Consider the following 24,285-nt stretch of genomic DNA (forward strand, 5'->3'; position numbering starts at 1 on the left):
CCGGTTTGTTTGTCGGTCGGAACCCAAAACACAAACGGCGTCCCAATGGTTGGAACGCCGTTTGCGAAACTACCTGAAAAAGAGCGTTAGGACGCGTCAGCCGTTTGCTGCGTTTCTTCCTTATCAGCATAAATGTAGAGCGGGCGGGCCGATCCGTTGACCACCTCATCAGAGATAACGACCTGTTCCACGCCTTCCATGGCAGGAAGCTCATACATCGTGTCGAGCAGGATTGTCTCCATGATGGAGCGCAGACCACGTGCACCTGTTTTGCGCTCAATGGCTTTGTTGGCCACCGCTTCGAGCGCTTCATCCTGGAAGGTCAGTTGCACCTCTTCCATATCGAATAGGCGCTGATACTGCTTCACCAGAGCGTTTTTCGGCTCTTTCAGGATCGAAACAAGTGCTTCCACATCCAAGTCCATCAGCGTTGCCAGCACCGGCAAACGGCCAACAAATTCGGGGATCAGGCCGAACTTCACCAGATCTTCTGGCTCAACCTCAGCAAACAGTTCACCGACCTTACGGGCATCAGGATCCTCAACAGAGGCTTTGAAGCCGATGGAGGTTGCGCGACCACGATCAGAAATGATCCGATCAAGACCGGCAAACGCGCCGCCACAGATGAACAGGATGTTCGTTGTGTCGACCTGCAGGAACTCCTGCTGCGGATGCTTGCGGCCGCCCTGTGGTGGCACGGAGGCAACCGTGCCTTCCATAATTTTCAGAAGCGCTTGCTGCACACCCTCACCCGACACATCGCGTGTGATCGATGGGTTGTCCGACTTGCGAGAGATCTTGTCGACCTCATCGATGTAGACGATGCCACGCTGGGCGCGTTCCACATTGTAGTCGGCCGCCTGCAAGAGCTTCAGGATGATGTTTTCAACGTCCTCACCCACATAACCAGCTTCGGTTAGCGTGGTGGCATCGGCCATAGTGAACGGCACGTCGATGATGCGGGCAAGCGTCTGGGCAAGCAGTGTTTTACCGCACCCAGTTGGGCCGATGAGCATGATGTTGGACTTGGCAAGCTCAATATCTGCGTTCTTCGCGGCGTGATGCAACCGTTTGTAATGGTTGTGCACGGCCACAGAAAGCACGCGCTTGGCCTGAGGTTGCCCGATCACATAGTCATCAAGAACGGTCAGGATCTCTTGCGGGGTCGGCACGCCGTCGGAGGACTTCACAAGCGAGGTTTTGTTTTCCTCACGAATGATATCCATACACAGTTCAACACACTCATCGCAGATGAACACGGTTGGGCCCGCAATCAGTTTGCGCACCTCGTGCTGGCTCTTCCCGCAGAACGAACAGTAAAGCGTGTTCTTGGAATCGCTGCCGCCAGACTTGCTCATATATCTTATCTCCATAGCGGCACGCAGCACGCGTACCGAATTGGCGAAACGCATTTCGCCTTTGGTTGGGACAGGTTTGCCTGCCCCTTAAGCTCACATCCGATTAGGCGCCGTCAGCTACGTCGACCAAATCAGACGATCAGACCAGATTAAACCCATTGTCCGGCCCAAGGGTTAACACGCGGCACGCTTACTTGGCGTGTTTTCAGCGACCTTCACACAGCCATTGGGTCTGCGCACACCTTCAAAAGACCGCTTGGCCACAGAGTTCTTGGGTTTGTTGGCCCTGTCAACCACCGTTGACGCAATGCTGGGTAACAGATGCGTTTGTGCCCGATGCTGTGGACTACCGGGCACAAAAGACGTGTTAGATCGCCGAAAATGGCCAAATCGCGTTACTCCGCTGATTCTTCCAGAGCGGCACGTGAGGTGATCACTTCATCGACAATGCCGAAGTCTTTGGCTTCTTCAGCCGTCATGAAGTGGTCGCGATCCAGTGTCTTTTCAATCGTGTCATAGTCCTGGCCGGTGTGCTGGACATAGATCTCATTCAAACGCCGTTTCATTTTGATGATGTCAGCTGCATGACGTTCAATATCGGAGGCCTGACCTTGGAAACCGCCTGATGGTTGGTGAAGCATCACGCGCGCGTTCGGCAACACAAAGCGCGAATCCTTGGCACCTGCTGTTAGAAGAAGCGACCCCATGGAAGCTGCCTGGCCGATGCAAATGGTCGACACGGATGGTTTGATGAACTGCATCGTATCGTAGATGCCCATCCCCGATGTCACCACACCACCAGGCGAGTTGATGTAAAGTGCAATGTCTTTGGAGGGGTTGTCCGCCTCTAGATACAGAAGCTGCGCGCAGATCAGCGAGGCAACATTGTCTTCAACCGGGCCGGTCATGAAGATGATACGTTCACGCAGCAAACGCGAATAGATGTCGAACGCGCGCTCGCCGCGGTTGGATTGCTCGACCACCATGGGCACGAGGGTGTTCATGGTCAAATCGATGGGATCGCGCATGGAAAAAACGTCCTTGTTCAGAAATGTCACGGGCCGATGGCAACTGTCCGACTCAACCCGGTTTAGCGGAGCCTAGCGGTTGATCGCGATGGGGCAAGGCTTGGGAACAGAAAAGGGCCGCGATCGGTGCGATCACGGCCCATCAAATGGCAATATGGTGAACACGCGACCGGCTTCAAGATACCAAGTCGCACCACCAGACTTTAGTGATCGTGGTCGTGATCATGCTCGTCATCGTCTTCCAGGTCAGCCGGATCGACGCTCTTGTCAGTCACCTTGGCCAACTCCAAAATGAAGTCGATCACTTTGTCTTCGAAGATTGGCGCGCGGATGCCAGCAAGCTGCTGTGGGTTCTTTTGGAAGAACTCAATCACTTCGCGCTCTTGGCCTTGGAACTGTTGCGCGCGCGCGATCACGGCGCGCTGGAGTTCTTCATTGGTCACCTGAACATCGTTTTGGCCACCAACTTCGGCTAGCAACAGGCCAAGACGTACGCGACGCTCGGCAAGCACGCGATACTCTTCTTTGGCTTTGTCTTCGGTGGTGTCTTCGTCCTCGAACGACCGCCCGGCGCGCTCCAGATCGTCGGTTACCTGTTTCCAGACGCCCTCAAACTCTTGATCAACCAGGCTTGGCGGCAGTTCAAAGTCATAGGCTTCGTCAAGCGCATCCAGCAGCTGACGCTTCACCTTCATGCGGGTTTTTTGACCGTACTCGTTTTCAAGCTGGCTTTTGACGGCCTCTTTGAGCTTGTCGAGCGACTCCAGACCAAGATTGGTCGCAAAAGCTTCGTCGATCACCGCTTCATCCGGCGCACCTACCTCATGGACTTTCACGTCGAACGTGGCAGCCTTACCAGCAAGGTTCTCAGCGCCATACTCTTCGGGGAACGTCACATCGAGCGTTTTCTCATCGCCAGCTTTCAGGCCAACCATCTGCTCTTCAAAGCCTGGAATGAACTGCCCGGAGCCGAGCACCAGTTTGAAACCCTCTGCAGCGCCGCCATCAAAGGCTTCGCCGTCAACCTTGCCCAAGAAGTCGAAGGTCACTTGGTCGTCGTTCTTGGCTTTGCGCTTGACGGCCGAATAGGTGACGTTTGAGGATGCGATTTGCTTCAAACGCTCATCCAGCATCTCGTCTGTGACGTCGACCACCGGACGCTCGATTTCGATACCGGAGAAGTCTTTCACTTCGAAATCAGGGATGATCTCGTAAGCGACTGCGATTTCCAGGTCTTCTTTGCCGGCGATGATATCTTCGGCTTTTTTCTCATCTTCCGGCAGCGTGAACTTCGGCTCGCTGGCTGGCTTTTCCTTGCGGTCGGCAATCGCAGCGTTGGTGGACTCGTTCAACGTATCGTTGATGACTTCAGCCATTGCCTGCTTGCCATAGACTTTTTTAAGGTGTGACACCGGCACTTTGCCAGGGCGAAAGCCTGGAAGGCGGACCTGGCTTTTCAGCGACGACAGTTTGTCATCCAACTTGGTCGACAGATCGGTGGCGGGAATGGTGATTGTGAGTTCGCGCTTCAAGCCTTCGGCGAGCGTTTCAGTGACCTGCATTGGGCCGAGTTCCTTATCATCCATGTGTGTCAGACGACCGCGAAGAGCAGAAGCTCTTCGCGGTTCGGCAAACACACGTTAATCGCGTTGTTGGTGCGGGCGGAGGGACTTGAACCCCCACGGCTTGCGCCACTGGTACCTAAAACCAGCGTGTCTACCAATTTCACCACGCCCGCATGCACGAAGCGCGATGCCGTGGGCGGCTCTATAGCAAAGCGTACGCGCGCATCAAGGAAAATCCGAATGGCGCCGATTTTCTCGCGCCCAAACGGCTCAACCGATGAAGAAGCAGGCATTATTTCAAACCCCATCCGTCTTGCCGCAATAATTTGCTCGCCAAACAGGCATTTGCATAATAATTAGGCGCTACCGCCGGTCATCAAGCGCACTTGTTTGCACAAGCAATGGGCAAACGGACTGTAAATCAGCCCCAGCGCCTCAGATGGCCGAAAAATACCCCCGTTCTGAGCCGTCGCTGCGAAGTTGGCACGGTACATGCTTTGGGGTGGAGCAGTGCGCAACCCGCGCACACAGTATGTTGGATTGGGGAGTTGATGAAAAAAATCGAGGCCATCATTAAGCCGTTCAAACTGGACGAGGTGAAAGAGGCGCTGCAAGACGTTGGTCTTCAGGGCATCACAGTGACTGAGGCCAAGGGGTTCGGTCGGCAGAAGGGCCATACCGAACTTTATCGTGGCGCGGAGTATGTGGTCGATTTTCTTCCGAAAGTGAAAGTGGAGGTTGTCCTTCAAGATGATCTGCTTGAAGGCGCAGTCAACGCGATCCGCGAAGCCGCGCAAACCGGCCGCATAGGTGATGGCAAAATTTTCGTTTCCCCAGTTGAGGATGTCGTGCGCATTCGCACCGGTGAAACCGGACCGGACGCCGTTTAGACGCCAGGTGCGCTCAACCACCAAAGGGTGTCCTCACCCTTCTTATCCTCTCCAACATTCGCACAACCCATTCGTACCCAAGCCTTAAGGAAAACAGTAAGCATGACCACAGCAGCAGATGTCTTGAAGTCCATCAGCGACAACGATGTGAAGTTCGTTGATGTTCGCTTCACCGATCCGCGCGGCAAGATGCAGCACGTCACCATGGATGTAAGCCAGGTTGATGAAGACATGTTTGCCGACGGCATCATGTTTGACGGCTCTTCGATCGCCGGCTGGAAGGCGATCAACGAGTTGGACATGGTTCTGATGCCAGACACCGACACAGCCCACATGGACCCGTTTTTCGCACAGCCAACCATGGCGATCTTCTGTGATATTCTTGAACCAGGCTCAGGCGAAGCCTACAGCCGCGACCCGCGCATGACTGCGAAAAAAGCTGAAGCCTACATGAAGTCGACCGGCATCGGCGACACGGTCATGTTTGGCCCAGAGGCTGAATTCTTTATCTTTGATGACGTCCGTTTCCGCGCCGACCCTTACAACACCGGTTTCTTGCTGGATTCCTCAGAACTGCCTGAGAACACCGACACCGAGTATGAGATGGGCAACCTTGGACACCGCCCACGGACCAAAGGCGGTTACTTCCCTGTACCACCTGTTGATTCCTGCCAGGACATCCGCTCTGAAATGCTGACCGTGATGGCGCAAATGGGCGTGACGGTCGAAAAGCATCACCATGAGGTGGCCGCTGCTCAGCACGAACTTGGTATGAAGTTCAACGAGCTGACGACCTGCGCAGACCACATGCAGATCTACAAGTATGTTGTGCATCAGGTTGCGCATTCTTATGGCAAGTCGGCGACCTTCATGCCGAAGCCAGTGTTTGGTGACAACGGCACCGGCATGCACTGCCACCAGTCGATCTGGAAAGATGGACAGCCCGTGTTCGCTGGATCGGAATATGCTGATCTGTCAGAAACCTGCCTGCACTACATTGGCGGTGTTCTGAAGCACGCCAAGGCGATCAACGCGTTCACCAACCCATCTACCAACTCGTACAAGCGCCTCGTTCCAGGCTACGAAGCGCCGGTTCTGTTGGCTTACTCAGCGCGTAACCGCTCGGCCTCTTGCCGCATTCCATACACGTCTTCGCCAAAAGCCAAGCGTGTGGAAGTGCGTTTCCCTGATCCAATGGCCAACCCATATCTCGCGTTCTCGGCTCTGTTGATGGCAGGCCTTGATGGGATCAAGAACAAAATTCACCCGGGCGAAGCGATGGACAAGGATCTTTATGATCTGCCGCCAGAAGAGCTCAAAGATATCCCAACGGTTGCCGGTTCGCTTCGCGAAGCTCTTGAAGCCCTTGGCGATGATCATGCGTTCCTCACCGCTGGCAACGTGTTCGATGAAGATCAGATCGAAGCCTATATCGACCTGAAGATGGAAGAGAACATGCGTTACGAAATGACGCCGCACCCGGTTGAGTTCGACATGTACTACTCAGCGTAACGCCGCCCGTTACAGCTTTGAGCCAAAAGGAAGGGCGCCCAGTGGGCGCCCTTTTTCGTTGGGGCCTCTGAACAGCTAAACATAACATTCTTGCTATATAACATATATGCGATATAATGATCGCATGTCTCAGCTTGACGATACCTTTGCCGCCCTCGCCGACCCCACCCGCCGGGCTATTCTGGCTCGCCTTGCAGAAGGCAAAGCGACGGTGTCCGAGATCATGGAACCGTTCGATATCTCACAACCGGCAATTTCACGGCATCTGAAGGTGTTGGAAAAAGCAGGATTGATCTCGACAAAAGTCTCCGGAACTGCCCGCCCCCGCACGCTCGAAGTCGCGCCCTTGGAGGAGCTTGACGATTGGCTCTCAGCCTATCGCGAACGCTGGGAGGCGCAGTTCCAGCGTCTCGATACAGTTCTGGAAACGCTCAAGAATTCCCAAAACTAAGAAGGATCATGGTTATGGCCCCGCTCACTCTCACAACACCAACAGACACAAGCATTCAGATCGTGCGCCGGTTTGATGCGCCGCTACACTTGGTTTGGCGCGCCTTCACCGAGGCGGAACTGGTTCGGCAATGGCTGACGGGCAAGTCTGATCACACCATGCCAGAGTGCGAGATCGATTTTCGTGTGGACGGCGCTTGGCGATATGTCTGGGAATGGCCGGACGGCAAGATGGTGGGCAACGGCATTTTCAAGCACATCGTCGAGCATGATCACTATGTGCACACAGAAAGCTTCGACATTGCACCGGAAATGGAATCGCTGGTCGAAACACATTTTTCCCAGGATGGAGACGCAACAACTGTTACGTTGTTGATCCACTATGAGAACCAGGCCAATCGCGACATGAGCATTCAGCACGGCATGGGCAAAGGCATGGAAGCGAGTTTCAGCAATCTGGAACCTTTGCTCACCACGCTCCGTTAGGGATTACCCTGTGCTCGTTTGGAGCGCAGACGCGACGCTTTTCCCCGGACAAGGCAATAAGGGTGCTCGTGGTGCTTCATTTCCTCTATAGAACATAGAACGTGGCAAACTTGATACCGTTTAGGGGGAACTCAGCATTGAGGTGCTGATGGCAATCATTCGCAAAGAGGGTGATGCGATACCCCTTTGCAACCAGCCCCTTGGCCATGGCACTGTGGAGCCAAGCGATTCGCCCCCAGCCCCTTCGGTTTTTGCCACGATGACAGATTTGTTCGGCGCCGCAGCTGCGGCCACACCAGCAGCTGACACTGCCCCCAAACCAGCGCCAAAGCCCAGCAAGAAGGCTGCGCCCAAACCGTCAACGTCTGGCGCGGAGGCGGGCTATGATGCTTCTGCTATCGAGGTGCTCGAGGGACTGGAGCCCGTGCGTCGCCGCCCAGGCATGTACATTGGCGGTACGGACGAACGCGCCCTGCATCACCTGTTTGCTGAGGTGATCGACAACTCCATGGATGAAGCGGTGGCCGGTCACGCCTCGCGCATCGAGGTGGAGTTGATGGCAGATGGATCATTGTCGGTCAGTGACAATGGTCGTGGCATTCCCGTCGATCCGCATCCAAAAATGCCGGAAAAATCCGCGTTGGAAGTGATCATGACCACGCTGCACGCTGGCGGCAAATTCGACAGCAAGGTCTATGAAACATCAGGCGGTCTGCATGGTGTCGGCGTTTCGGTGGTCAATGCGCTGTCAGACCATTTGGAAGTGGAGGTTGCGCGCGACCGCAAACTCCATCGTCAGATTTTCTCGCGCGGCATTCCCCAAGGGCCTGTTGAAGTGATCGGCGAAACGATGAACCGCCGTGGCACCACCGTGCGTTTCCATCCTGATGCGGAGATTTTTGGCAAAAACGCCAGATTCAAGCCAGCTCGCCTGATGAAGATGGCGCGCTCCAAAGCCTATCTGTTCGCCGGTGTTGAAATCCGCTGGACCTGCGCGCCAGAGCTTTTGGAAGGCGTGAAAGACGTTCCACAAACTGCGACTTTCTCCTTCCCTGGTGGCTTGCAAGATTATCTGGCCGAGTCTCTGGGCAACGAGCGACGCGTAACCGAGCAGATGTTCGCTGGGCGCACGCCCAATGCCGGCAAACATGGTGGCGTGGAATGGGCGGTCTGCTGGCATGTCGGCGATGCATCGTTCGCTTCCTACTGCAACACGGTGCCAACGCCCGAGGGCGGTACGCATGAGGCTGGCCTTCGTATGGCGATGCTGAAAGGCCTGCGCGCTTACGCCGAACTGACCGGTGTGAAAAAAGGCGCGCAGATTACGGCTGATGATGTGATGACATCAGCGGGTGCCATGCTGTCGGTCTTTGTGCGCGAACCAGAATTTGTCGGCCAAACCAAAGATCGACTGGCCACGCAGGAAGCGACCAAGATCGTTGAAAATGCCGTCCGCGACGCCTTTGATCATTGGCTCACCGGCTCACCCAACCAGGCCAATAAGCTGCTGGAATGGACGATTGACCGTGCCGAGGAACGGCTGAAACGGCGCGCTGAAAAAGACATCGCCCGCAAAAGCGCAACACGTAAGCTACGCCTTCCCGGCAAACTTGCCGACTGTTCCAAGGCCGGAGCTGCAGGCTCTGAGATTTTCATTGTCGAGGGCGATTTAGCTGGCGGGTCGGCCAAGCAGGGCCGCCGCCGCGACACGCAGGCGGTGCTGCCGCTGCGCGGAAAAATCTTGAACGTTGCCAATGCGGGCCGCGAGAAAATCACCTCCAACCAACAACTCTCAGACTTGCTTCAGGCGCTGGGTGTTGGGACTGGCTCAGCCTATCGCGATGATGATCTGCGCTACGAGCGGGTGATCATTATGACCGACGCCGATGTGGATGGCGCGCATATCGCCTCATTGCTGATCACGTTCTTCTACCGCGAGATGCCGGAGCTGATTGAAAACCGGCACCTCTTTATCGCTGTGCCGCCGCTCTACCGGCTCTCGGCTGGCAGCGTGGTGGAGTATGCTCGCGATGATGCTCACAAGGATGAACTGATGCGCACAGCCTTCAAAGGCAAGCGCAACGTTGAGATTGGTCGCTTTAAAGGCTTGGGTGAGATGCTGCCTGCGCAGCTGAAAGAAACCACCATGGACCCGGACAAGCGGACCCTGCTACGCGTCAAAGTTCTGGATGGTGAGAGCACAGGCGATACGGTGACAACGCTGATGGGCAACAAACCAGAAGCGCGTTTCCAGTTCATCCAGGAGAACGCCAAGTTCACCGAAGAGTTGGATATCTAGCTGACCTCGCGTTGTCGCGACATCGCAAAAAAGGCCGGGCAAATGCCCGACCCTCTCATTGCATTGGTGTTCAGCCTTACATCGCTGACGGTGGCAAAATCACCGCATCGATAACGTGGATAACACCGTTGGATGTCTCGATGTCCGCTGTGACAACGTTGGCGCTATCGACCATGACGCCATCGGTTGCATTGACCATCACTTCAGACCCTTCAACCGTCGCCACGGACAGTTCCTGACCGGCGATATCCGCCGACATCACTTTGCCTGGAAGCACGTGGTACGTCAGGACAGCCTGCAGGGTTTCCAGGTTTTCTGGCAGAAGCAGGTTTTCAACGGTGCCTTCGGGCAAAGCCGCGAAGGCTTCGTCGGTTGGGGCGAAAACAGTGAATGGGCCTTCGCCGCGCAGCGTATCTTCCAAACCAGCAGCTTGAACGGCTGCAACGAGGGTGGTGAACGAACCAGCTTCAACAGCTGTGTCGACGATGTCCTTCGAATGGCCGTCAGCGAACGCCGAGCCTGCCATGCCGAGAGAGACGACGGCCGCTGCAGCGGTGGTGCCAAGGAAGTGAGTGAAACGCATTGATAATCTCCATAGAGGGGTTGCTGTGAAAAATTCCAGCCGTGGGAGAAACGTTCCAGATCATCCTTTGGTTTTGCGCCATTCGGGCAAGACATTCGCGCTTTCTAAACCCTTGACGCAGACTTTCGCCGCAATTGGCCTTGTTTTGGCAGGTAACGCCCGCATTTCCTTGACTTTTGCGGCCCCACAGGCCATGTGCCGCCCATTGCTTCGTTGCAAACGCGCGCTCGTCACACAGTTGTGATCGCCAGTGCGCATTATGGCGCTCATGCCCAGTGGCCTGCGCCGGGCGGCATCCAATTGGATCGCTGTTACGTAAACCGCCACTTCGCCGCGCCTTTCAGCCCTTCGCGCACCGATCCCTTTCGACACGGATACCCATTTAACGCATGTCATTTTCGACCCTTGGTCTTTCGCAAAAAGTACTCTCCGCCATTGATGCCGCTGGCTACAGCGAGCCAACGCCGATCCAGGCACAGGCCATCCCGCATGTTTTGGAGCGCAAGGACGTCTTGGGCCTTGCCCAAACCGGCACGGGTAAAACCGCGGCCTTCTCTCTGCCCATCCTCACTTTGCTTGAACGCGGTCGGGCCCGGGCCCGTATGCCGCGCTCGTTGGTGATCGCGCCGACACGTGAGTTGGCAGCCCAAGTTGCTGAGAGCTTTGAGACCTTTGGGGTGAACCACAAATACACGATGGCGTTGCTCATTGGTGGCGTTTCGTTTGAAGAGCAAGAAAAGAAGCTCACCAAGGGCGCCGACATTCTGATCGCCACCCCAGGTCGCCTGCTCGATCACTTTGAGCGCGGAAAACTGCTGCTGACCGGCGTCGAATTTATGGTTGTCGATGAAGCTGACCGGATGCTCGATATGGGCTTCATGCCTGATCTGGAGCGTATCTTTAAGCTGGTGCCATTCACTCGCCAGACACTGTTCTTCTCAGCAACTATGCCGCCGGAGATCGAGCGCTTTGTAAACACCTTCCTGCACACGCCGGAACGTGTGGAGGTAGCTCGTGCTTCATCAACCAGTGAGACGATCACGCAGGTTCTGCTAAATGCGCCAAGCGTGGCCGCCGGTAAGCGTGAGACACTGCGCAAGGCCATCGACGGCGCAGAAGACCTCAGCAACGGCATTATATTCTGCAACCGCAAACGTGATGTGTCGGTGGTGGAGCGCTCGCTCAAGCGCCATGGCTACAATGCCGGCTGTTTGCACGGCGATATGGATCAACGTGCGCGCATGCAAACGCTCGAAGCGTTTCGCAACAACGAACTGACCCTTCTTGTCGCTTCCGATGTTGCAGCACGAGGCCTCGATATTCCCGCGGTGAGCCACGTGTTCAATTTCGATGTGCCAACGCACGCCGAAGACTATGTGCACCGGATTGGTCGTACAGGCCGCGCAGGACGAACGGGAACAGCCATCACACTGGCCTCAAAAGCTGATGGCAAGTATGTCGCCGCCATTGAAGAGATGATCGGCCAGCCGATTCCAAAGGCCGACACGACCCCTGAGGATCAGGCCGACGCTGCTGAAGCAGTGGCTGAAGACGCAAAGCCTGAGACGGAAGAAAAACCAACACGTCGGCGGGGCCGTCGCGGTGGCCGCAAGTCGAACGAGGCGCAGGCATCGTCCGAAACATCGGAAGCAACACCATCGGCGAAAACCGATGAGGAAAGCTCAGAGGCTGCAGACAAACCGAAAAAGTCCCGTCGCGGTGAGCGTACCCCACGCCAAGATGGTGATGAGGCCAATCCACCCAAGCGTGGACGTGGGCGTCGCGGCAACCGAAACGATGACGGTCCAGATGATCGCCGTCCCTTCGGCGAAACGGATTATGTGCCTGCTTTCTTGCTGCGTCCTATCCGTCGGTCTGCTGCCTGATCTTTTTTGGCGTTACTGCTACCCGCCGACTGATCGCCTGTTCCCGATTCGCGTCGGCTGGCTAAACGTTGTTCGACAACACTGACGCGTGCCATCTGCGCGCATGCAACCGCTCTGCGACCTCAACTTGCGCTTAGCCGCCTTTGCAATTTTGCGCCAAAGAACACCTATTCTACCTTTGTTGGCCGATTTGAACCGACCACAAGGCTATCGATTAACGCCTTGGAAACGGTGTTATGACAGAGTTTTGGGGAAGTTGAGTTGACCCTTGGGGGGACCCTGGCATGTCATTGCCCGAAGATGTTGCGCGCACATATCAAATTGCTGAGCACGCAATCGCGAAGATCAAAACAAATGAGCTTGGGGCTTTTCCTCCAAACTACGAGATTTGGTTTGCTTATGCTGCCGGTTTCAACCCAGCATTGAACAAACGTATCAATGAAATTCTGCGCGCTGGCGAACGTGTCAGCCAGGATGAGCTTGAAAAGATCCGCGAAGAGTTTTTCGGCGCGGGGTCCTTTGAAGAACGCGTTGATGCTGTTGGCGGCCAGCTTTCTGGCAAAGTGTCTGAGATCATGGATTTGATCAACGAGGCTGCTGGCCAGACCAGCGGTTACTCAGACGAGTTGCAGGATGCCTCCAAAAATCTTGATGGTGTTGTTGATGAGCAGGTGGTGCAAGCCATCGTTCAAAAACTGATCACCATGACCGATGAGGTCGAGCGTAGCAGCCGTTCCATGTCCAACAAACTTTTGGAGAGTGAGCAGGAAATCGCAGCTCTGAAAGAAGCTTTGGAATCGGTTCGTTACGAAGCCATGACAGATCAGTTGACTGGCATCGGCAACCGCAAGCGCTTTGATCGGGCGATGGACGAGGCCATGCTCTCGTCTGAAGCGACAGGCGAGCCTTTCAGCCTTCTTGTTTGCGACATTGATCACTTCAAAAAGTTCAATGACACGCACGGCCACCAGACTGGCGATCAGGTTCTACGCCTGGTTGGAAGCACGGTGAAAAGTTCTGTGTCCTCCAAGGACATTGCCTGCCGCTATGGCGGCGAGGAGTTTTGCGTCATCCTGCCTTCAACGAAAATTGGACGCGCGACCGATATGGCCAACGTGATCCGTCAGGCGGTTATGGGCAAAGAGCTTGTCAAACGCTCAACTGGCGAGACGCTGGGCCGCGTGACCATCTCCATTGGTGTCGCGGAGTTGCGCGAGGATGACAGCGTGCAGTCGATCATTGAGCGCGCGGACAAGTGTCTCTACGCGGCAAAAGAAGCCGGTCGGAACCGTGTTGTTGCCGAGGCTGAGCTTGAGGCAAACGAGAAAGCCGCTTAAGCGCCACCTGCTTCCGTTCAAACAAAAAGCGCGCAGCCTCCAACGGTTGCGCGCTTTTTTGTGTTCAGGTGATCCTCTTAATGCGCCGGCTCGGCCTCTGCCGGTTTCAACTCGACAGATTCGCCACAGCCGCAGGCTGACACTTCGTTGGGGTTCTTGAAAACAAAGCCAGAGCGAAGTTTGGTCTCTTCGTAGTCGACCTGCATGCCAAGAAGATAGAGCATTGCCGATGGTTCGATGAAGAGGCGCGCTGGGCCATCTTCGACCGCATCATCGCCGTCGGGCTTTTCTTCGGCTATGTCGAGCTTGTACTCCATACCAGCGCAGCCGCCCTTCTTGAGAGTAAGCCGCAGACCCGCTTCCGGCCCATGATCAGCCAAAAGCGCAGCGACGTGATCCTTGGCAGGATCGGTCATTGTGATCATCGCAAAGCTCATCACATGTCCTTCGATTGTCTCTTAGAACCAACCAATAGCGACCTGCGCCTCTTCTGACATGCGCTCAGGGGTCCAGGGTGGGTCGAACACCATCTCTACCTGTACATCTTGCACGCCAGGGGCCGTTGCCACCGCGTTTTCAACCCAACCTGGCATCTCACCAGCCACCGGACAGCCCGGCGCGGTTAGCGTCATATGGATCGACACCTTACGGTTATCATCAATGTCGACTTTGTAGATCAGGCCAAGTTCGTAGATGTCGACCGGAATTTCAGGATCATACACCGTCTTCAGGGCGGCGATGATGTCCTCGGTCAACTGTTCCAGCTCTTCAGCGGGAATGGCAGACGTGGGACCACTCAGCTCGGCCGCGTTGGGCGCTTGCGGATCGGTTGTGGTTGGCGCTGTGGCTGTCTCGGTCATTGATGTGTCCATTCCAGGGGTCAGGCCCGACTTTACCAGTGAAGTCTCATGTGAAGAAGCTCTGAGCCTTTTTCAAGGACTCCACGAACGTATCGACCTCGTCACGGGTGTTGTAGACCCCGAACGAAGCGCGGCAAGAAGAAGTCACGCCGTAGCGTTTAAGAAGCGGTTGGGCACAATGGGTTCCCGCGCGCACTGCAACGCCGGAGCGATCAAGCAGCGTTGAAATGTCATGGGCGTGTGCGCCCTCGACCTCAAAAGAGATGATGGCACCCTTGCCGGGCGCTTCACCCATGATGCGCACCGCATTGATGTGGCGTATCTGCTCCATCGCATAAGCGAGCAGGTCGTGCTCATGGGCACTGATGGCATCGCGCCCAATCATCTCAATATAGTCGAGCGCGAGCCCCAGTCCCACTGCTTGGGCGATCGGGGGCGTCCCGGCCTCAAAGCGTGCTGGCGGCGGCGCATAGGTCATGCCATCTTCGCGCACTTCATCAATCATTTCACCGCCGCCCATATAGGGTGGCAAATCCGCCAGTTTCTCAGCCTTGCCCCAAAGCGCACCGATCCCCGAAGGCCCGTAAAGCTTGTGCCCAGTGATGGCATAAAAATCACAGCCAAGAGCTTGCACATCAACGCTCATATGTACCGCGCCCTGTGCGCCATCGACGACAAGCGTGATGTCATCGCGCTCAGCGATGTGATCGGCAACAGCTCGAATGGGTGTGACAGTGCCGAGCACGTTCGACATGTGCGTGAGCGCTATGATCTTCGTGCGCTCTGAAAGCATGCTTTCAAACGCGTCGAAATCAAAACTTCCATCCTCCAGCACCGGCACCCATTTGAGCACCGCGCCTTTCTTCTCGCGCAGGTAATGCCACGGCACGATGTTGGAGTGATGCTCCATTACCGAGAGGATGATCTCATCGCCCTCTTGCAAGCTCTCGCCAAGACCATGCGCCACAAGGTTCAGGGCTTCGGTAACAGAGCGGGTGAACACGATCTCCTGATCGCTGGCAGCACCCAAGAACTTGGCGACTTTGGCCCGCGCACCCTCATACGCCTCTGTGGCAGCCGTTGAGAGATGATGCAGCCCGCGATGCACATTGGCATAGGATGTGCGGTAAAACTCCGCGGTGCCGTCAATCACCTGGTTTGGTTTCTGCGCGGACGCAGCATTGTCCAAATAGACAAGCGGTTTGCCATTCACTTGCGTGGAAAGCGCTGGAAAATCCGCGCGAATGGCAGCTACATCAAGGCTCATAGGGTGGGGTTCTCCAACTAGCGTGCCGCGTGGGCAGCAAGCCAGTTTTCAATGGCGTCAAAGGCCAATTGCTCAAACGGGTGATCTTCAAACAGCTCAGCGCCCTCGGAAAGGAACGCTTGCAGCAGCAGCTTGCGCGCTTCGTTGGGCGCAATGCCACGAGCAAGCAGGTAGAACATCAAGTCTTCTTCGATGTCGCCACACGTTGCACCATGGGCGCAGCTAACGTCATCGGCGAAAATTTCCAGCTCAGGCTTGGCCACCATGTCCGCCGTATCAGAGAGCAACAGCGAGTTGATCGCCATTTGCGCATCCACCTTCTGCGCATCTTGCGCCACGACAATCTTGCCCTGGAAAACAGCTTTGGCCGCATCATCGATCACAGCTTTGAAGGTCTCTGTGCTATCGCAATGCGGCACCAGATGATCCACATAAAGTGTTGAATCGGAGTGCTGACGATCAGCCACCATGGTGATACCGGCCACATCAAGGCGAGCCTCTTCACCAGCGAAAACCACACGCGTTTCGGTGCGAGCCAGCTTGGCACCAGCAACCAGATGAAGCAGTTTGGTGTGCGACTTGGCGGCAAGATCCATTGTGATCTCACCGAGATGCACTGCGTCACTGCCCTCGTCTTGTGTGCGCAGCACTGCAAGCGAAGCGCCCTCGCCCACCGTGTAGTTGGTGACAGCGCTTGACTGGCAAGCCTCACCATCAGGACTGATATGACGCTCAATGACCGTTAGGTCAGCGCCCTCACCCAGAACAATGCGCGCGCGCGCATGGCTCATTGATGCCCCCGTCGAGCGCATGAAAACAAGTTCCAACGGTGTGTCGACCTTGGCGTTTTTCTCAACCGACAGGGCATACCCGTCACGCACAAAGGCCGCGTTCAGCGCATCAATGGCGCGATCTGGCGTGTCAGCACCAGCCAGAGAAGCTGCGCCCTCGACTAAGGTATCCATCAAAGGTGCCAAGGTGACACCGGCTGGCAGGTCAGTGCTGCCAGACGTTAGAAACCCATCCACAACAACGATCTGCCGCGCGCCGCTCAACAGCGGTGCGGGCACCTCAGCAGCGCCAGCGCTGTCAGCGAGCGGCGCAATCTCACGCACCAAGGTTCGCAGATCAGTGTATTTCCACGGCTCGATGCGGCGATGCGGCAGGCCTTCACGCTCAAAAAGGGCGATACGCGTGCGGCGATCAGCATGGGTGGCCGCGTTGCCCGGAAGGGAATCTTCCACATCGGCAAAGCTTTCCAGCACGGCCGATTCAGCAGCAGTTCGGATGCGTTTCAAGTCGGCGTTCATGGTTGTCTACCCTTAAGCAGCGTCAGCGATGATGTCGGCATAGCCCTTGGCTTCAAGCTCAAGCGCCAGTTCTTTGTCGCCACTTTTGACGATCTTGCCGCCCGAGAGCACGTGCACATAGTCGGGCACGATATGGTCAAGCAGGCGCTGATAGTGGGTGATCACAAGAAACCCGCGATCAGCGCCGCGCAATGCATTCACACCATCGGCGACCACTTTGAGCGCATCGATATCAAGGCCGGAATCGGTCTCATCCAAAATGCCCATCTTGGGTTCAAGAAGTGCCATCTGCATGATTTCATTGCGCTTTTTCTCACCACCGGAGAACCCAACATTCAGTGGGCGCTTCAGCATGTCCGACGAGATGTTGAGCTCAGCGGCTTTCTCTTTCACGACGCGCATGAAATCAGGCGTCGAAAGCTCTTCCAAACCTTCAGCCTTGCGCTTGGCATTAAGCGCCGTACGCAGGAACGTCATGGTCGCAACGCCCGGAATTTCAATTGGGTACTGAAATGCCAAAAACAGGCCTGCATTGGCGCGCTCGTGCGGGTCCATCTCCAAGATGTTCTCGCCGTCGAGCAGAATTTCACCCTCGGTGACTTCATACTCTTCCTTGCCAGCGATCACATAAGACAGTGTGGATTTGCCGGAGCCGTTGGGGCCCATGATGGCGTGCACTTCGCCTTTGGGAATCGACAGATCGACACCGCGAAGAATTTCCGTGCCATCATCGGCAATCCGTGCGTGCAGGTTCTTAATCTGAAGCATCGTTGTAGGTCCTCATATCCTTTGCGAGAGGGCTTGCGCACCAGCGGATGCATCGCCTGCCATCATCGCGTTCAATCCCAAAAACAGCACTGCCCAACCGAGCACCGCCACAAAAATGTAGGTCTGGTTCCAGCCGCGATGGCGACCAAGCAGAACCACCAAAATGATCGGTCCAGCGAGCAGACCGACAAAGGCCACCTGACGGCCAATTAATAGTGCCAACTCCATCAGTGCCCGCCCCCTACAGACCCAAGGCTGCACGAATGTTAGGAGCCAGCGTCGCCGCGATCACGCCAACCGCAGCGCCCAAAGCCAGGCGCCGCATGAGCGTGTTGAAGCGTGGAGCCAACGCTGCCAGAGCCCCGCAAATGGCGGCGTAGTAGGCAATGGCAATGCCGTCGAAACTCACCCAACCGATCCTTCAAGCGAGATGCCGATCAGCTTCTGGGATTCCACCATGAATTCCATTGGAAGCTTCTGCAGCACGTCTTTCACGAAGCCATTGACGATCAGTGCCACAGCTTCTTCCTCGTTGAGACCACGCTGCAGGCAATAGAACATCTGATCATCGGAGATTTTTGAGGTGGTGGCCTCATGCTCCAACACGGCTTTTGCGTTCTTCGACTCGATGTACGGGATCGTGTGTGCACCACAGCGATCACCAATCAGCAGCGAGTCGCACTGGGTGAAGTTGCGTGCGTTTTTCGCGCCACGCGCAATCTGCACCAAGCCGCGATACGTGCTGTCTGATTTGCCGGCAGCGATCCCTTTCGCAATGATCTTCGACGAGGTGTTCTTGCCCAGATGGATCATTTTGGTACCGGAATCGACCTGCTGCATCCCGTTGGAGATGGCGATCGAATAGAACTCACCTACCGAGTTGTCGCCGCGAAGAATGCAGGACGGGTACTTCCAGGTGATGGCCGATCCGGTCTCAACCTGGGTCCAGGAAATTTTGGAGTTGTCACCGCGGCAGTCGCCGCGCTTTGTGACAAAGTTGTAGATGCCGCCTTTGCCTTCGGCGTCACCTGGGTACCAGTTCTGGACGGTGGAATACTTGATCTCTGCATCATCCAGCGCAATCAACTCAACGACGGCCGCGTGCAACTGATTTTCATCACGCATTGGCGCCGTACAGCCTTCCAAATAGGAGACATAGGAGCCTTTGTCGGCGATGATCAGTGTGCGCTCAAACTGGCCCGTGTTCTCCGCGTTGATGCGGAAATAGGTCGACAGCTCCATGGGGCAGCGCACGCCTTCCGGAATGTAGACGAATGAGCCATCTGAGAAAACCGCGGAATTAAGAGTTGCGTAGTAGTTGTCGGTGACCGGTACGACCGAACCGAGGTACTTCTTCACCAGTTCTGGATGCGAATGCACCGCTTCTGAGATCGAGCAGAACACGATGCCGTGCTTGGCCAGTTCTTCCTTGAACGTGGTCACAACCGACACGCTGTCAAAAACGGCATCCACCGCAACTTTGCCAGCCAGCGAATCCAGATCACCATCCAGTTTGGACGGCTCATCCATTTTGCGCACACCGGCCAAAATCTCCTGCTCTTTCAGCGGGATACCCAACTTCTCGTAAGTGCGCAGAAGCTCCGGGTCGACCTCGTCCAGGCTCTTGGGGCCTTCGGTCGATTTCGGTGCGGCATAGTAATAGAGTTCTTGAAGGTCGATTTCAGGATAATCCACGCGCGCCCACTCGGGCCGTGTCATGGTTTCAAACCGCTTCAGCGCGTCCAAGCGCCAGTCGGTCAGCCATTCAGGCTCGCCCTTTTTGGCCGAGATAAAACGCACGATATCGGCGTTCAGGCCCTTGGGCGCGTACTCCATATCGATGTCAGTCTCAAAGCCATATTTGTACTTGTCGACGTCAATCTCACGGACCTGTTCGATGGTCTCTTGTACCGCTGGCATCGGGGGCATGCTCCTTAAAAGCTAGGCTTTCAAACCAGTGACCAAACCGGCCACTTTAAAATCATTCCAAATTGTATAACGACTCTACGCAGATTCACCAATGGCAGATTGCGTTAAATTTGCATTTTTCCCGCTGATTTTATCTGGAGGCACAGTTTTCCGGGTCGACCAGCGCGCGATAGACGCCAAAACACGGTCGACATCATCGGCGCTCGACTGAAAACCGAGGCTGAGCCGCAAGGCACAGTCGGCAATGTCGGGGCTCACATTCATGGCGCTGAGAACGTGGCTTGCCTTTACCTTCCCGCTGGAACACGCCGAGCCTGAGGACAGCGCGATGCCATCAAGATCCAGTTGCATCAGTGCCAATGCAGCTTGATGTCCAGGGATCGCAAAGCAACTTGTGTTGGCGAGCCGCGGTGCGTCTTTGCCGAAAATGATCGCGTCGGGATGATTGTTCAAAAGCTCGGTTTCAAAACGCTCGCGCAGCTCTTGCAGACGGCTTTGTTCGCCATCCATTGCCCTGACAGCTGCACCCATGGCCGCTGCAAAGCCCGCAATACCGGTGGCGTTTTCCGTTCCAGCACGAACGCCCCTCTCCTGTCCGCCACCGCGGACAAGCGGTTTGGTGAGGTGCAATCGCATCGGATCGTAGATGATCGCGCCAACACCAGCTGGACCGCCCAATTTGTGCGCCGACACAACAAGGGCGGCCGGGCGCGCGTCGCTGAGCCTGCATTTACCAGCCCACTGCACCAGGTCGCAGACGAAGAGCGCTTGATGCACATCGCAAAGCGTTGCGATCTCTTCGATGGGTTGCAGAACACCGGTTTCATTGTTCGCGCCCTGCACGCACACCATCGCCTGCGCATCGCCCGGTAAGGTAGACAACGCCTCGCCAAGCATCACCGGGACCACTTGGCCATTGGCATCCACTGGCAGCGCAATGACTGCAGATTCATCAAACCCATGACCTTGAAGCGCCGCCACATGCTCTGTGGGGGCCATGAAAAGGTGGCTGACCTGGCGCTTGGTCGCGAGCGACTGTGTGGCAGGTGTCAGCAAGGTGGCCAGCGCTTCGCTGGCGCCCGAGGTGAAAGCCAGTCGATAGTCTAGAAGGTCCAGGTCTTTGAGGATGGAGATCCGCGCTTCCTCTATGCGCTTGCGGGCCCCGCGACCAAATCCATGAATGGATGAAGGATTGCCGATCTCTTCCATGGCCACCAGCATCGCCTCGCGCGCTGCCGGACGCAGCGGGCTGGTCGCGTTGTAGTCACAATAGACTGGGGCGTTGGGGCTGTTCGCCATCATGCGCTGACCGGTGCAAAGAAACCAAAGTTTGCAGCACCTTATGAGCGAAAGCTGACAGCAAGGGATCGAAAAACCTTGTTTTTCGAGCAGCGCCTGGTGTTAAGTGCGGCGCGACAGCCGGGCCGCCGCCAATAGCAGCACCCGCGCTTGAAAAGTCTTGCATCAGCCAACAGGTTCAAAGGCCTGCGGTTGAAGATTAGAACCGTTCTAGGTTTTTTGCAGGCCGTGCGTCAAGACGCTCGGCCTGATTTGTTGAAAATAGAAGGCAACATTTCGTATCATGCCCGAACTTATTTACCAAGGTCCCTCTGGTCGTCTGGAAGGGCGGCTGCACCCCGCCCCCGAGCGTGGTGCTCCAACAGCAATCATCCTGCACCCGCATCCGCAGTTTGGCGGCACGATGAACAACCCCATCGTCTACCAACTCTACTACATGTTCGTGGAGCGCGGGTTCTCGGTGCTGCGCTTCAACTCACGCGGTGTGGGGCGATCACAGGGCTATTTCGATCATGGGGTTGGCGAACTCGCCGACGCAGCCGGGTCGTTGGATTGGCTGCAAGCGCAAAACCCTGATTCGCGCTTCACTTGGATTGCTGGTTTCTCGTTTGGCGCCTGGATTGGCATGCAGCTGTTGATGCGTCGTCCAGAAGTTGCCGGCTTCATGTCCGTCGCCCCGCCAGCCAACCTGCATGATTTTTCCTTCTTGGCCCCCTGCCCGTCCTCAGGTCTCATCATCCATGGTGATGAGGATAAGGTCGTTCCGGAGCCAGCCGTTCAGGCGCTGGTGGACAAATTGAAAACCCAAAAGGGCATCACAATCGACCATCAAACGGTGGAAGGCGCCAACCACTTCTTTGAAGGCAAGTTGGAAGACCTTGATCGCCGGTGCAGCGAGTATCTGGACTTCCGTCTGGCTAACCCTGGCATGCGCTAACCGGCAACGCCGGTTGGTCGAGTCTGGGTGCGTCTTGGCTGCTACTGCGGGTGGATGAGCTTTCCACCCACAGTTGGCGCCAAAACGCCGGTGGTGCTGGGATAGCTGGTCGGCATTCCATGCATGTGGCGTACCGCCAGATAGGCGAACGCTTCAGCCTCCAGCATCGCGGCACTGGCGCCAAGCGTATCCAACGGCGCAACCGAGCAAGGCAGCTGGCGGGCAAGCTCACGCATGATGAATGTGTTTTGAACGCCACCCCCAGCCACGAACAAAGCATTGGGCGTTTCAGGCAAATCAGCGACAGCACTGACCACACTTCGAATGGTCAGTTGGGCGAGCGTGGCCAGGGCGTCAGCGGTGCTAAGGTGCGCGAGATCGGGCGCGGCAAAGCTGTAGCGATCCAGCGACTTCGGTCCGTCTTGGGTAAAAAAAGGGTCAGTGAAGAACGCCCGCACCACATCCAGATCAGGCGCTCCCGATGCAGCGAGCGCGCCACGCTCATCAAAAGCGACGCCTTCGCGCTCCAGCAGGAGATCATCCATAAACACGTTTGCCGGGCCAACATCGGCAGCAAGCAGGCTCTCTGGGTTGGTGTCCTGGATCAGCGTGATGTTGGCGATGCCGCCCAAGTTCAAGATCGCTGCAGGCAACCTGGTTCGCGATGCAATCAACGCTTGGTGGTAGAGGGGCGCAAGCGGTGCGCCCTGGCCGCCCGCCTCCACGTCTGCGCTGCGGAAGTCATAGACGATCGGTAAACCCGTGGCATCTGCGAGGATTTGAGCATCACCCAATTGCAGCGTAAACGCCTTTGATGGCTCGCTGGGGTTGGGCCGATGCAGCACCGTTTGCCCATGATACCCAATCACATCAGCGGGTACTGCCAGCGTTTTCTGAAGCGCAACCAATGCCTCAGCATGACGACGGGTGGAGAGTGCGGCGGCCGCCTTCGCATCCGGGTGATCAACCGCCTCGCGCGCGTTGATCGCGAGCGCCGTTTCAACGGCCTGGAACAGAACAGCACGTTCATCAGGTGAATAGTCCAGCGTTAGATGCGCGTCTTGCACCGCGCCGACCTCGCCCATTCCGTCCGTCTCAATAAGCGCAACATCCACACCATCCATAGATGTACCGCTCATTGTACCAATGGCCCGCATCATGCTTGCACACCGTCACGCGTTGCAAAGGACTGGAGGGCATGGCAAGAGCCGGGTCTTAAAGTCCAAAGACGCCGTTTCCCCCAAACCATCAGCAGACCCATGACACAGTCCTTTCAATCCGACTTCCTGCGCGCGCTTTCTGAACGCGGTTTTATCCATCAGCTGTCCGATGCGGACGGCTTGGATGCAGCCCTCAAGGACGGACCGCTGACCTGCTATATCGGATTCGACTGCACCGCGCCCTCCCTTCATGTGGGTTCGCTTGTTCAGATCATGATGCTGCATTGGTTCCAGCAAACCGGTAACACGCCCATCGTGCTGATGGGCGGAGGGACGACGCGCGTCGGTGATCCATCGGGTAAAGATGAGAGCCGGCAAATGCTCACCGCTGAGCGGATTGAGGAAAACAAGGTCGGCATCCAAAAAGTATTCGCTCAGTTTCTCGATTTCGAAGGCGGAGAAACACCCGCCTCCATGGTGGACAATGCCGATTGGTTGCTTGGTCTGCACTATGTCGATCTGTTGCGCGATGTTGGTCAGCACCTATCGGTCAATCAGATGATCCAACGTGATGCCGTGCGCCTGCGCTTGGAACGCGAGCAACACCTGTCCTTTCTAGAGTTCAACTACATGGTGCTTCAGGCCTTTGACTATGTTGAACTTTTCCGTCGCACCGGTTGTCGCCTGCAAATGGGCGGATCGGACCAATGGGGCAACATTCTCTCCGGCATTGATCTTGGTCGTCGTATGGAAGGGGCATCGCTGTTCGCGCTGACCACGCCACTGCTCACGACCGCGTCTGGCACAAAGATGGGTAAAACCGCTGAAGGTGCTGTCTGGCTCGATGCGGCGATGTGCAGCCCTTATGATTACTGGCAGTTTTGGCGGAACACTGAAGACAGCGATGTGGGTCGCTTTCTGAAGCTTTTCACAACTCTGCCGATGGAGGAAATCGCGCGGCTTGAAGCGCTGGAAGGTGCTGAGATCAATGAGGCGAAAAAGGCGCTCGCCAATGCCGCAACCACGCTGCTGCATGGTGCGGATGAGGCCGCCAAAGCGGCGGATGCCGCCGAAAAAGTCTTTGAGCAAGGTGCTCTGTCGGCCGATATGCCAACGGTTGAAATCGCCTCCTCACGCCTGGAGGAAGGTCTTGGTGTGCTTGCAGCTTATGTGGAAGCGGGCCTGGCCTCATCAAACGGTGAAGTGCGCCGCCACGTCAAAGGCGGCTCAGTACGGATCAATGACGAGCAAAGCCAGGATGAACGCCGCGTCTTGCTAACCAGCGATGTGCTTGATGGGGCTATCAAACTCTCGCTTGGCAAGAAGAAGCATGTTCTTCTCAAGCCAGTTTGATGGCCGGC

Annotated in this window: 23 protein-coding genes and 1 tRNA gene; 9 read left to right on the plus strand and 15 right to left on the minus strand. The window is 56.2% G+C overall.

All coding sequences use genetic code 11. From position 1 onward, the window contains the following. Positions 1-86: 86 nt before the first annotated feature. From clpX to ABWH92_RS14420, 4 genes are all read right to left on the minus strand, one after another. On the minus strand, positions 87-1,358 hold the full coding sequence (clpX, locus tag ABWH92_RS14405; protein ID WP_375569485.1) for an ATP-dependent Clp protease ATP-binding subunit ClpX: 1,272 nt from the start codon (positions 1,356-1,358) through the stop codon (positions 87-89). A gap of 395 nt (positions 1,359-1,753) precedes the next feature. Then, positions 1,754-2,386, minus strand: coding sequence for an ATP-dependent Clp protease proteolytic subunit (locus ABWH92_RS14410; protein WP_375569487.1), 633 nt, complete (start codon positions 2,384-2,386; stop codon positions 1,754-1,756). A gap of 203 nt (positions 2,387-2,589) precedes the next feature. Then, positions 2,590-3,948 (minus strand): trigger factor, encoded by a 1,359-nt coding sequence (gene tig, locus ABWH92_RS14415; RefSeq protein WP_375569488.1) that lies wholly within the window; start codon positions 3,946-3,948, stop codon positions 2,590-2,592. A gap of 91 nt (positions 3,949-4,039) precedes the next feature. After that, positions 4,040-4,124: transfer RNA gene (locus tag ABWH92_RS14420), tRNA-Leu, on the minus strand. 378 nt (positions 4,125-4,502) lie between these two features. Between ABWH92_RS14420 and ABWH92_RS14425 the strand changes: the two genes are divergently transcribed. The 5 genes from ABWH92_RS14425 to parE all read left to right on the plus strand — a co-directional run bounded on the left by ABWH92_RS14425 (position 4,503) and on the right by parE (position 9,588). Next, complete coding sequence (locus tag ABWH92_RS14425) at positions 4,503-4,841, plus strand: P-II family nitrogen regulator (protein WP_375569490.1); 339 nt, start codon at positions 4,503-4,505, stop codon at positions 4,839-4,841. Between the two features lie 102 nt (positions 4,842-4,943). Next, positions 4,944-6,353: a type I glutamate--ammonia ligase gene (glnA, locus tag ABWH92_RS14430; RefSeq protein ID WP_375569492.1), complete on the plus strand. Its 1,410-nt coding sequence runs from the start codon at positions 4,944-4,946 to the stop codon at positions 6,351-6,353. A gap of 124 nt (positions 6,354-6,477) precedes the next feature. Then, on the plus strand, positions 6,478-6,804 hold the full coding sequence (locus tag ABWH92_RS14435) for an ArsR/SmtB family transcription factor (RefSeq protein WP_375569494.1): 327 nt from the start codon (positions 6,478-6,480) through the stop codon (positions 6,802-6,804). A 14-nt stretch (positions 6,805-6,818) separates the two neighbouring features. Then, positions 6,819-7,289 (plus strand): SRPBCC domain-containing protein, encoded by a 471-nt coding sequence (locus ABWH92_RS14440; protein ID WP_375569496.1) that lies wholly within the window; start codon positions 6,819-6,821, stop codon positions 7,287-7,289. Positions 7,290-7,548: 259 nt separating this feature from the next. Next, positions 7,549-9,588 (plus strand): DNA topoisomerase IV subunit B, encoded by a 2,040-nt coding sequence (gene parE / locus ABWH92_RS14445; protein ID WP_375574259.1) that lies wholly within the window; start codon positions 7,549-7,551, stop codon positions 9,586-9,588. Positions 9,589-9,664: 76 nt separating this feature from the next. Here parE and ABWH92_RS14450 read toward each other — a convergent pair whose 3' ends face one another. Continuing rightward, entirely contained in the window at positions 9,665-10,171 is a 507-nt protein-coding gene (locus tag ABWH92_RS14450; protein ID WP_375569498.1) for a fasciclin domain-containing protein, read from the minus strand. Between the two features lie 389 nt (positions 10,172-10,560). On the opposite strand from ABWH92_RS14450, the gene ABWH92_RS14455 reads away from it, so the two are divergent. Both ABWH92_RS14455 and ABWH92_RS14460 read left to right on the plus strand, forming a co-directional pair. Then, on the plus strand, positions 10,561-12,057 hold the full coding sequence (locus tag ABWH92_RS14455; RefSeq protein WP_375569500.1) for a DEAD/DEAH box helicase: 1,497 nt from the start codon (positions 10,561-10,563) through the stop codon (positions 12,055-12,057). Positions 12,058-12,341: 284 nt separating this feature from the next. After that, complete coding sequence (locus ABWH92_RS14460; protein ID WP_375569502.1) at positions 12,342-13,394, plus strand: GGDEF domain-containing protein; 1,053 nt, start codon at positions 12,342-12,344, stop codon at positions 13,392-13,394. A gap of 77 nt (positions 13,395-13,471) precedes the next feature. Here ABWH92_RS14460 and ABWH92_RS14465 read toward each other — a convergent pair whose 3' ends face one another. From ABWH92_RS14465 to ABWH92_RS14505, 9 genes are all read right to left on the minus strand, one after another. Further along, the gene (locus ABWH92_RS14465) at positions 13,472-13,831 is read right to left on the minus strand and encodes a HesB/IscA family protein (RefSeq protein WP_375569504.1); all 360 of its coding nucleotides are present in this window, start codon (positions 13,829-13,831) and stop codon (positions 13,472-13,474) included. Positions 13,832-13,852: 21 nt separating this feature from the next. Then, entirely contained in the window at positions 13,853-14,254 is a 402-nt protein-coding gene (locus ABWH92_RS14470) for an SUF system Fe-S cluster assembly protein (RefSeq protein WP_375569506.1), read from the minus strand. Between the two features lie 46 nt (positions 14,255-14,300). After that, positions 14,301-15,521: a cysteine desulfurase gene (locus ABWH92_RS14475; protein WP_375569507.1), complete on the minus strand. Its 1,221-nt coding sequence runs from the start codon at positions 15,519-15,521 to the stop codon at positions 14,301-14,303. A 17-nt stretch (positions 15,522-15,538) separates the two neighbouring features. Further along, positions 15,539-16,831, minus strand: coding sequence for a Fe-S cluster assembly protein SufD (sufD, locus tag ABWH92_RS14480; protein ID WP_375569509.1), 1,293 nt, complete (start codon positions 16,829-16,831; stop codon positions 15,539-15,541). Positions 16,832-16,843: 12 nt separating this feature from the next. Then, the gene (sufC, locus tag ABWH92_RS14485) at positions 16,844-17,599 is read right to left on the minus strand and encodes a Fe-S cluster assembly ATPase SufC (RefSeq protein ID WP_375569511.1); all 756 of its coding nucleotides are present in this window, start codon (positions 17,597-17,599) and stop codon (positions 16,844-16,846) included. A 12-nt stretch (positions 17,600-17,611) separates the two neighbouring features. Then, positions 17,612-17,827, minus strand: coding sequence for a hypothetical protein (locus tag ABWH92_RS14490; protein ID WP_375569513.1), 216 nt, complete (start codon positions 17,825-17,827; stop codon positions 17,612-17,614). A 13-nt stretch (positions 17,828-17,840) separates the two neighbouring features. After that, positions 17,841-18,008, minus strand: coding sequence for a hypothetical protein (locus ABWH92_RS14495; protein WP_375569514.1), 168 nt, complete (start codon positions 18,006-18,008; stop codon positions 17,841-17,843). Further along, positions 18,005-19,519, minus strand: coding sequence for a Fe-S cluster assembly protein SufB (gene sufB / locus ABWH92_RS14500; protein ID WP_375569516.1), 1,515 nt, complete (start codon positions 19,517-19,519; stop codon positions 18,005-18,007). The genes ABWH92_RS14495 and sufB overlap by 4 nt, the downstream gene beginning before the upstream one ends. A gap of 84 nt (positions 19,520-19,603) precedes the next feature. Then, positions 19,604-20,830, minus strand: coding sequence for a cysteine desulfurase family protein (locus ABWH92_RS14505; protein WP_375569517.1), 1,227 nt, complete (start codon positions 20,828-20,830; stop codon positions 19,604-19,606). A 280-nt stretch (positions 20,831-21,110) separates the two neighbouring features. Between ABWH92_RS14505 and ABWH92_RS14510 the strand changes: the two genes are divergently transcribed. Beyond that, entirely contained in the window at positions 21,111-21,764 is a 654-nt protein-coding gene (locus ABWH92_RS14510) for an alpha/beta hydrolase (RefSeq protein ID WP_375569519.1), read from the plus strand. 41 nt (positions 21,765-21,805) lie between these two features. Here ABWH92_RS14510 and ABWH92_RS14515 read toward each other — a convergent pair whose 3' ends face one another. Beyond that, positions 21,806-22,924, minus strand: a complete 1,119-nt coding sequence (locus tag ABWH92_RS14515) for an anhydro-N-acetylmuramic acid kinase (RefSeq protein WP_375569521.1) — start codon at positions 22,922-22,924, stop codon at positions 21,806-21,808. A gap of 99 nt (positions 22,925-23,023) precedes the next feature. On the opposite strand from ABWH92_RS14515, the gene tyrS reads away from it, so the two are divergent. Beyond that, positions 23,024-24,277, plus strand: coding sequence for a tyrosine--tRNA ligase (gene tyrS, locus ABWH92_RS14520; RefSeq protein ID WP_375569523.1), 1,254 nt, complete (start codon positions 23,024-23,026; stop codon positions 24,275-24,277). The last annotated feature ends 8 nt before the right edge of the window (positions 24,278-24,285 follow it).

It is taken from the genome of Ahrensia marina, from assembly GCF_042140245.1.
Classification (GTDB): Bacteria; Pseudomonadota; Alphaproteobacteria; order Rhizobiales; family MH13; genus MH13.

Coding starts and splice junctions, on each gene's coding strand:
- clpX (WP_375569485.1), bottom strand. CDS start 1,358: ATGAGCAAGTCTGGCGGCAGCGATTCCAAGAACACGCTTTACTGTTCG.
- ABWH92_RS14410 (WP_375569487.1), bottom strand. CDS start 2,386: ATGCGCGATCCCATCGATTTGACCATGAACACCCTCGTGCCCATGGTG.
- tig (WP_375569488.1), bottom strand. CDS start 3,948: ATGCAGGTCACTGAAACGCTCGCCGAAGGCTTGAAGCGCGAACTCACA.
- ABWH92_RS14425 (WP_375569490.1), top strand. CDS start 4,503: ATGAAAAAAATCGAGGCCATCATTAAGCCGTTCAAACTGGACGAGGTG.
- glnA (WP_375569492.1), top strand. CDS start 4,944: ATGACCACAGCAGCAGATGTCTTGAAGTCCATCAGCGACAACGATGTG.
- ABWH92_RS14435 (WP_375569494.1), top strand. CDS start 6,478: ATGTCTCAGCTTGACGATACCTTTGCCGCCCTCGCCGACCCCACCCGC.
- ABWH92_RS14440 (WP_375569496.1), top strand. CDS start 6,819: ATGGCCCCGCTCACTCTCACAACACCAACAGACACAAGCATTCAGATC.
- parE (WP_375574259.1), top strand. CDS start 7,549: ATGACAGATTTGTTCGGCGCCGCAGCTGCGGCCACACCAGCAGCTGAC.
- ABWH92_RS14450 (WP_375569498.1), bottom strand. CDS start 10,171: ATGCGTTTCACTCACTTCCTTGGCACCACCGCTGCAGCGGCCGTCGTC.
- ABWH92_RS14455 (WP_375569500.1), top strand. CDS start 10,561: ATGTCATTTTCGACCCTTGGTCTTTCGCAAAAAGTACTCTCCGCCATT.
- ABWH92_RS14460 (WP_375569502.1), top strand. CDS start 12,342: ATGTCATTGCCCGAAGATGTTGCGCGCACATATCAAATTGCTGAGCAC.
- ABWH92_RS14465 (WP_375569504.1), bottom strand. CDS start 13,831: ATGAGCTTTGCGATGATCACAATGACCGATCCTGCCAAGGATCACGTC.
- ABWH92_RS14470 (WP_375569506.1), bottom strand. CDS start 14,254: ATGACCGAGACAGCCACAGCGCCAACCACAACCGATCCGCAAGCGCCC.
- ABWH92_RS14475 (WP_375569507.1), bottom strand. CDS start 15,521: ATGAGCCTTGATGTAGCTGCCATTCGCGCGGATTTTCCAGCGCTTTCC.
- sufD (WP_375569509.1), bottom strand. CDS start 16,831: ATGAACGCCGACTTGAAACGCATCCGAACTGCTGCTGAATCGGCCGTG.
- sufC (WP_375569511.1), bottom strand. CDS start 17,599: ATGCTTCAGATTAAGAACCTGCACGCACGGATTGCCGATGATGGCACG.
- ABWH92_RS14490 (WP_375569513.1), bottom strand. CDS start 17,827: ATGGAGTTGGCACTATTAATTGGCCGTCAGGTGGCCTTTGTCGGTCTG.
- sufB (WP_375569516.1), bottom strand. CDS start 19,519: ATGCCAGCGGTACAAGAGACCATCGAACAGGTCCGTGAGATTGACGTC.
- ABWH92_RS14505 (WP_375569517.1), bottom strand. CDS start 20,830: ATGATGGCGAACAGCCCCAACGCCCCAGTCTATTGTGACTACAACGCG.
- ABWH92_RS14510 (WP_375569519.1), top strand. CDS start 21,111: ATGCCCGAACTTATTTACCAAGGTCCCTCTGGTCGTCTGGAAGGGCGG.
- ABWH92_RS14515 (WP_375569521.1), bottom strand. CDS start 22,924: ATGATGCGGGCCATTGGTACAATGAGCGGTACATCTATGGATGGTGTG.
- tyrS (WP_375569523.1), top strand. CDS start 23,024: ATGACACAGTCCTTTCAATCCGACTTCCTGCGCGCGCTTTCTGAACGC.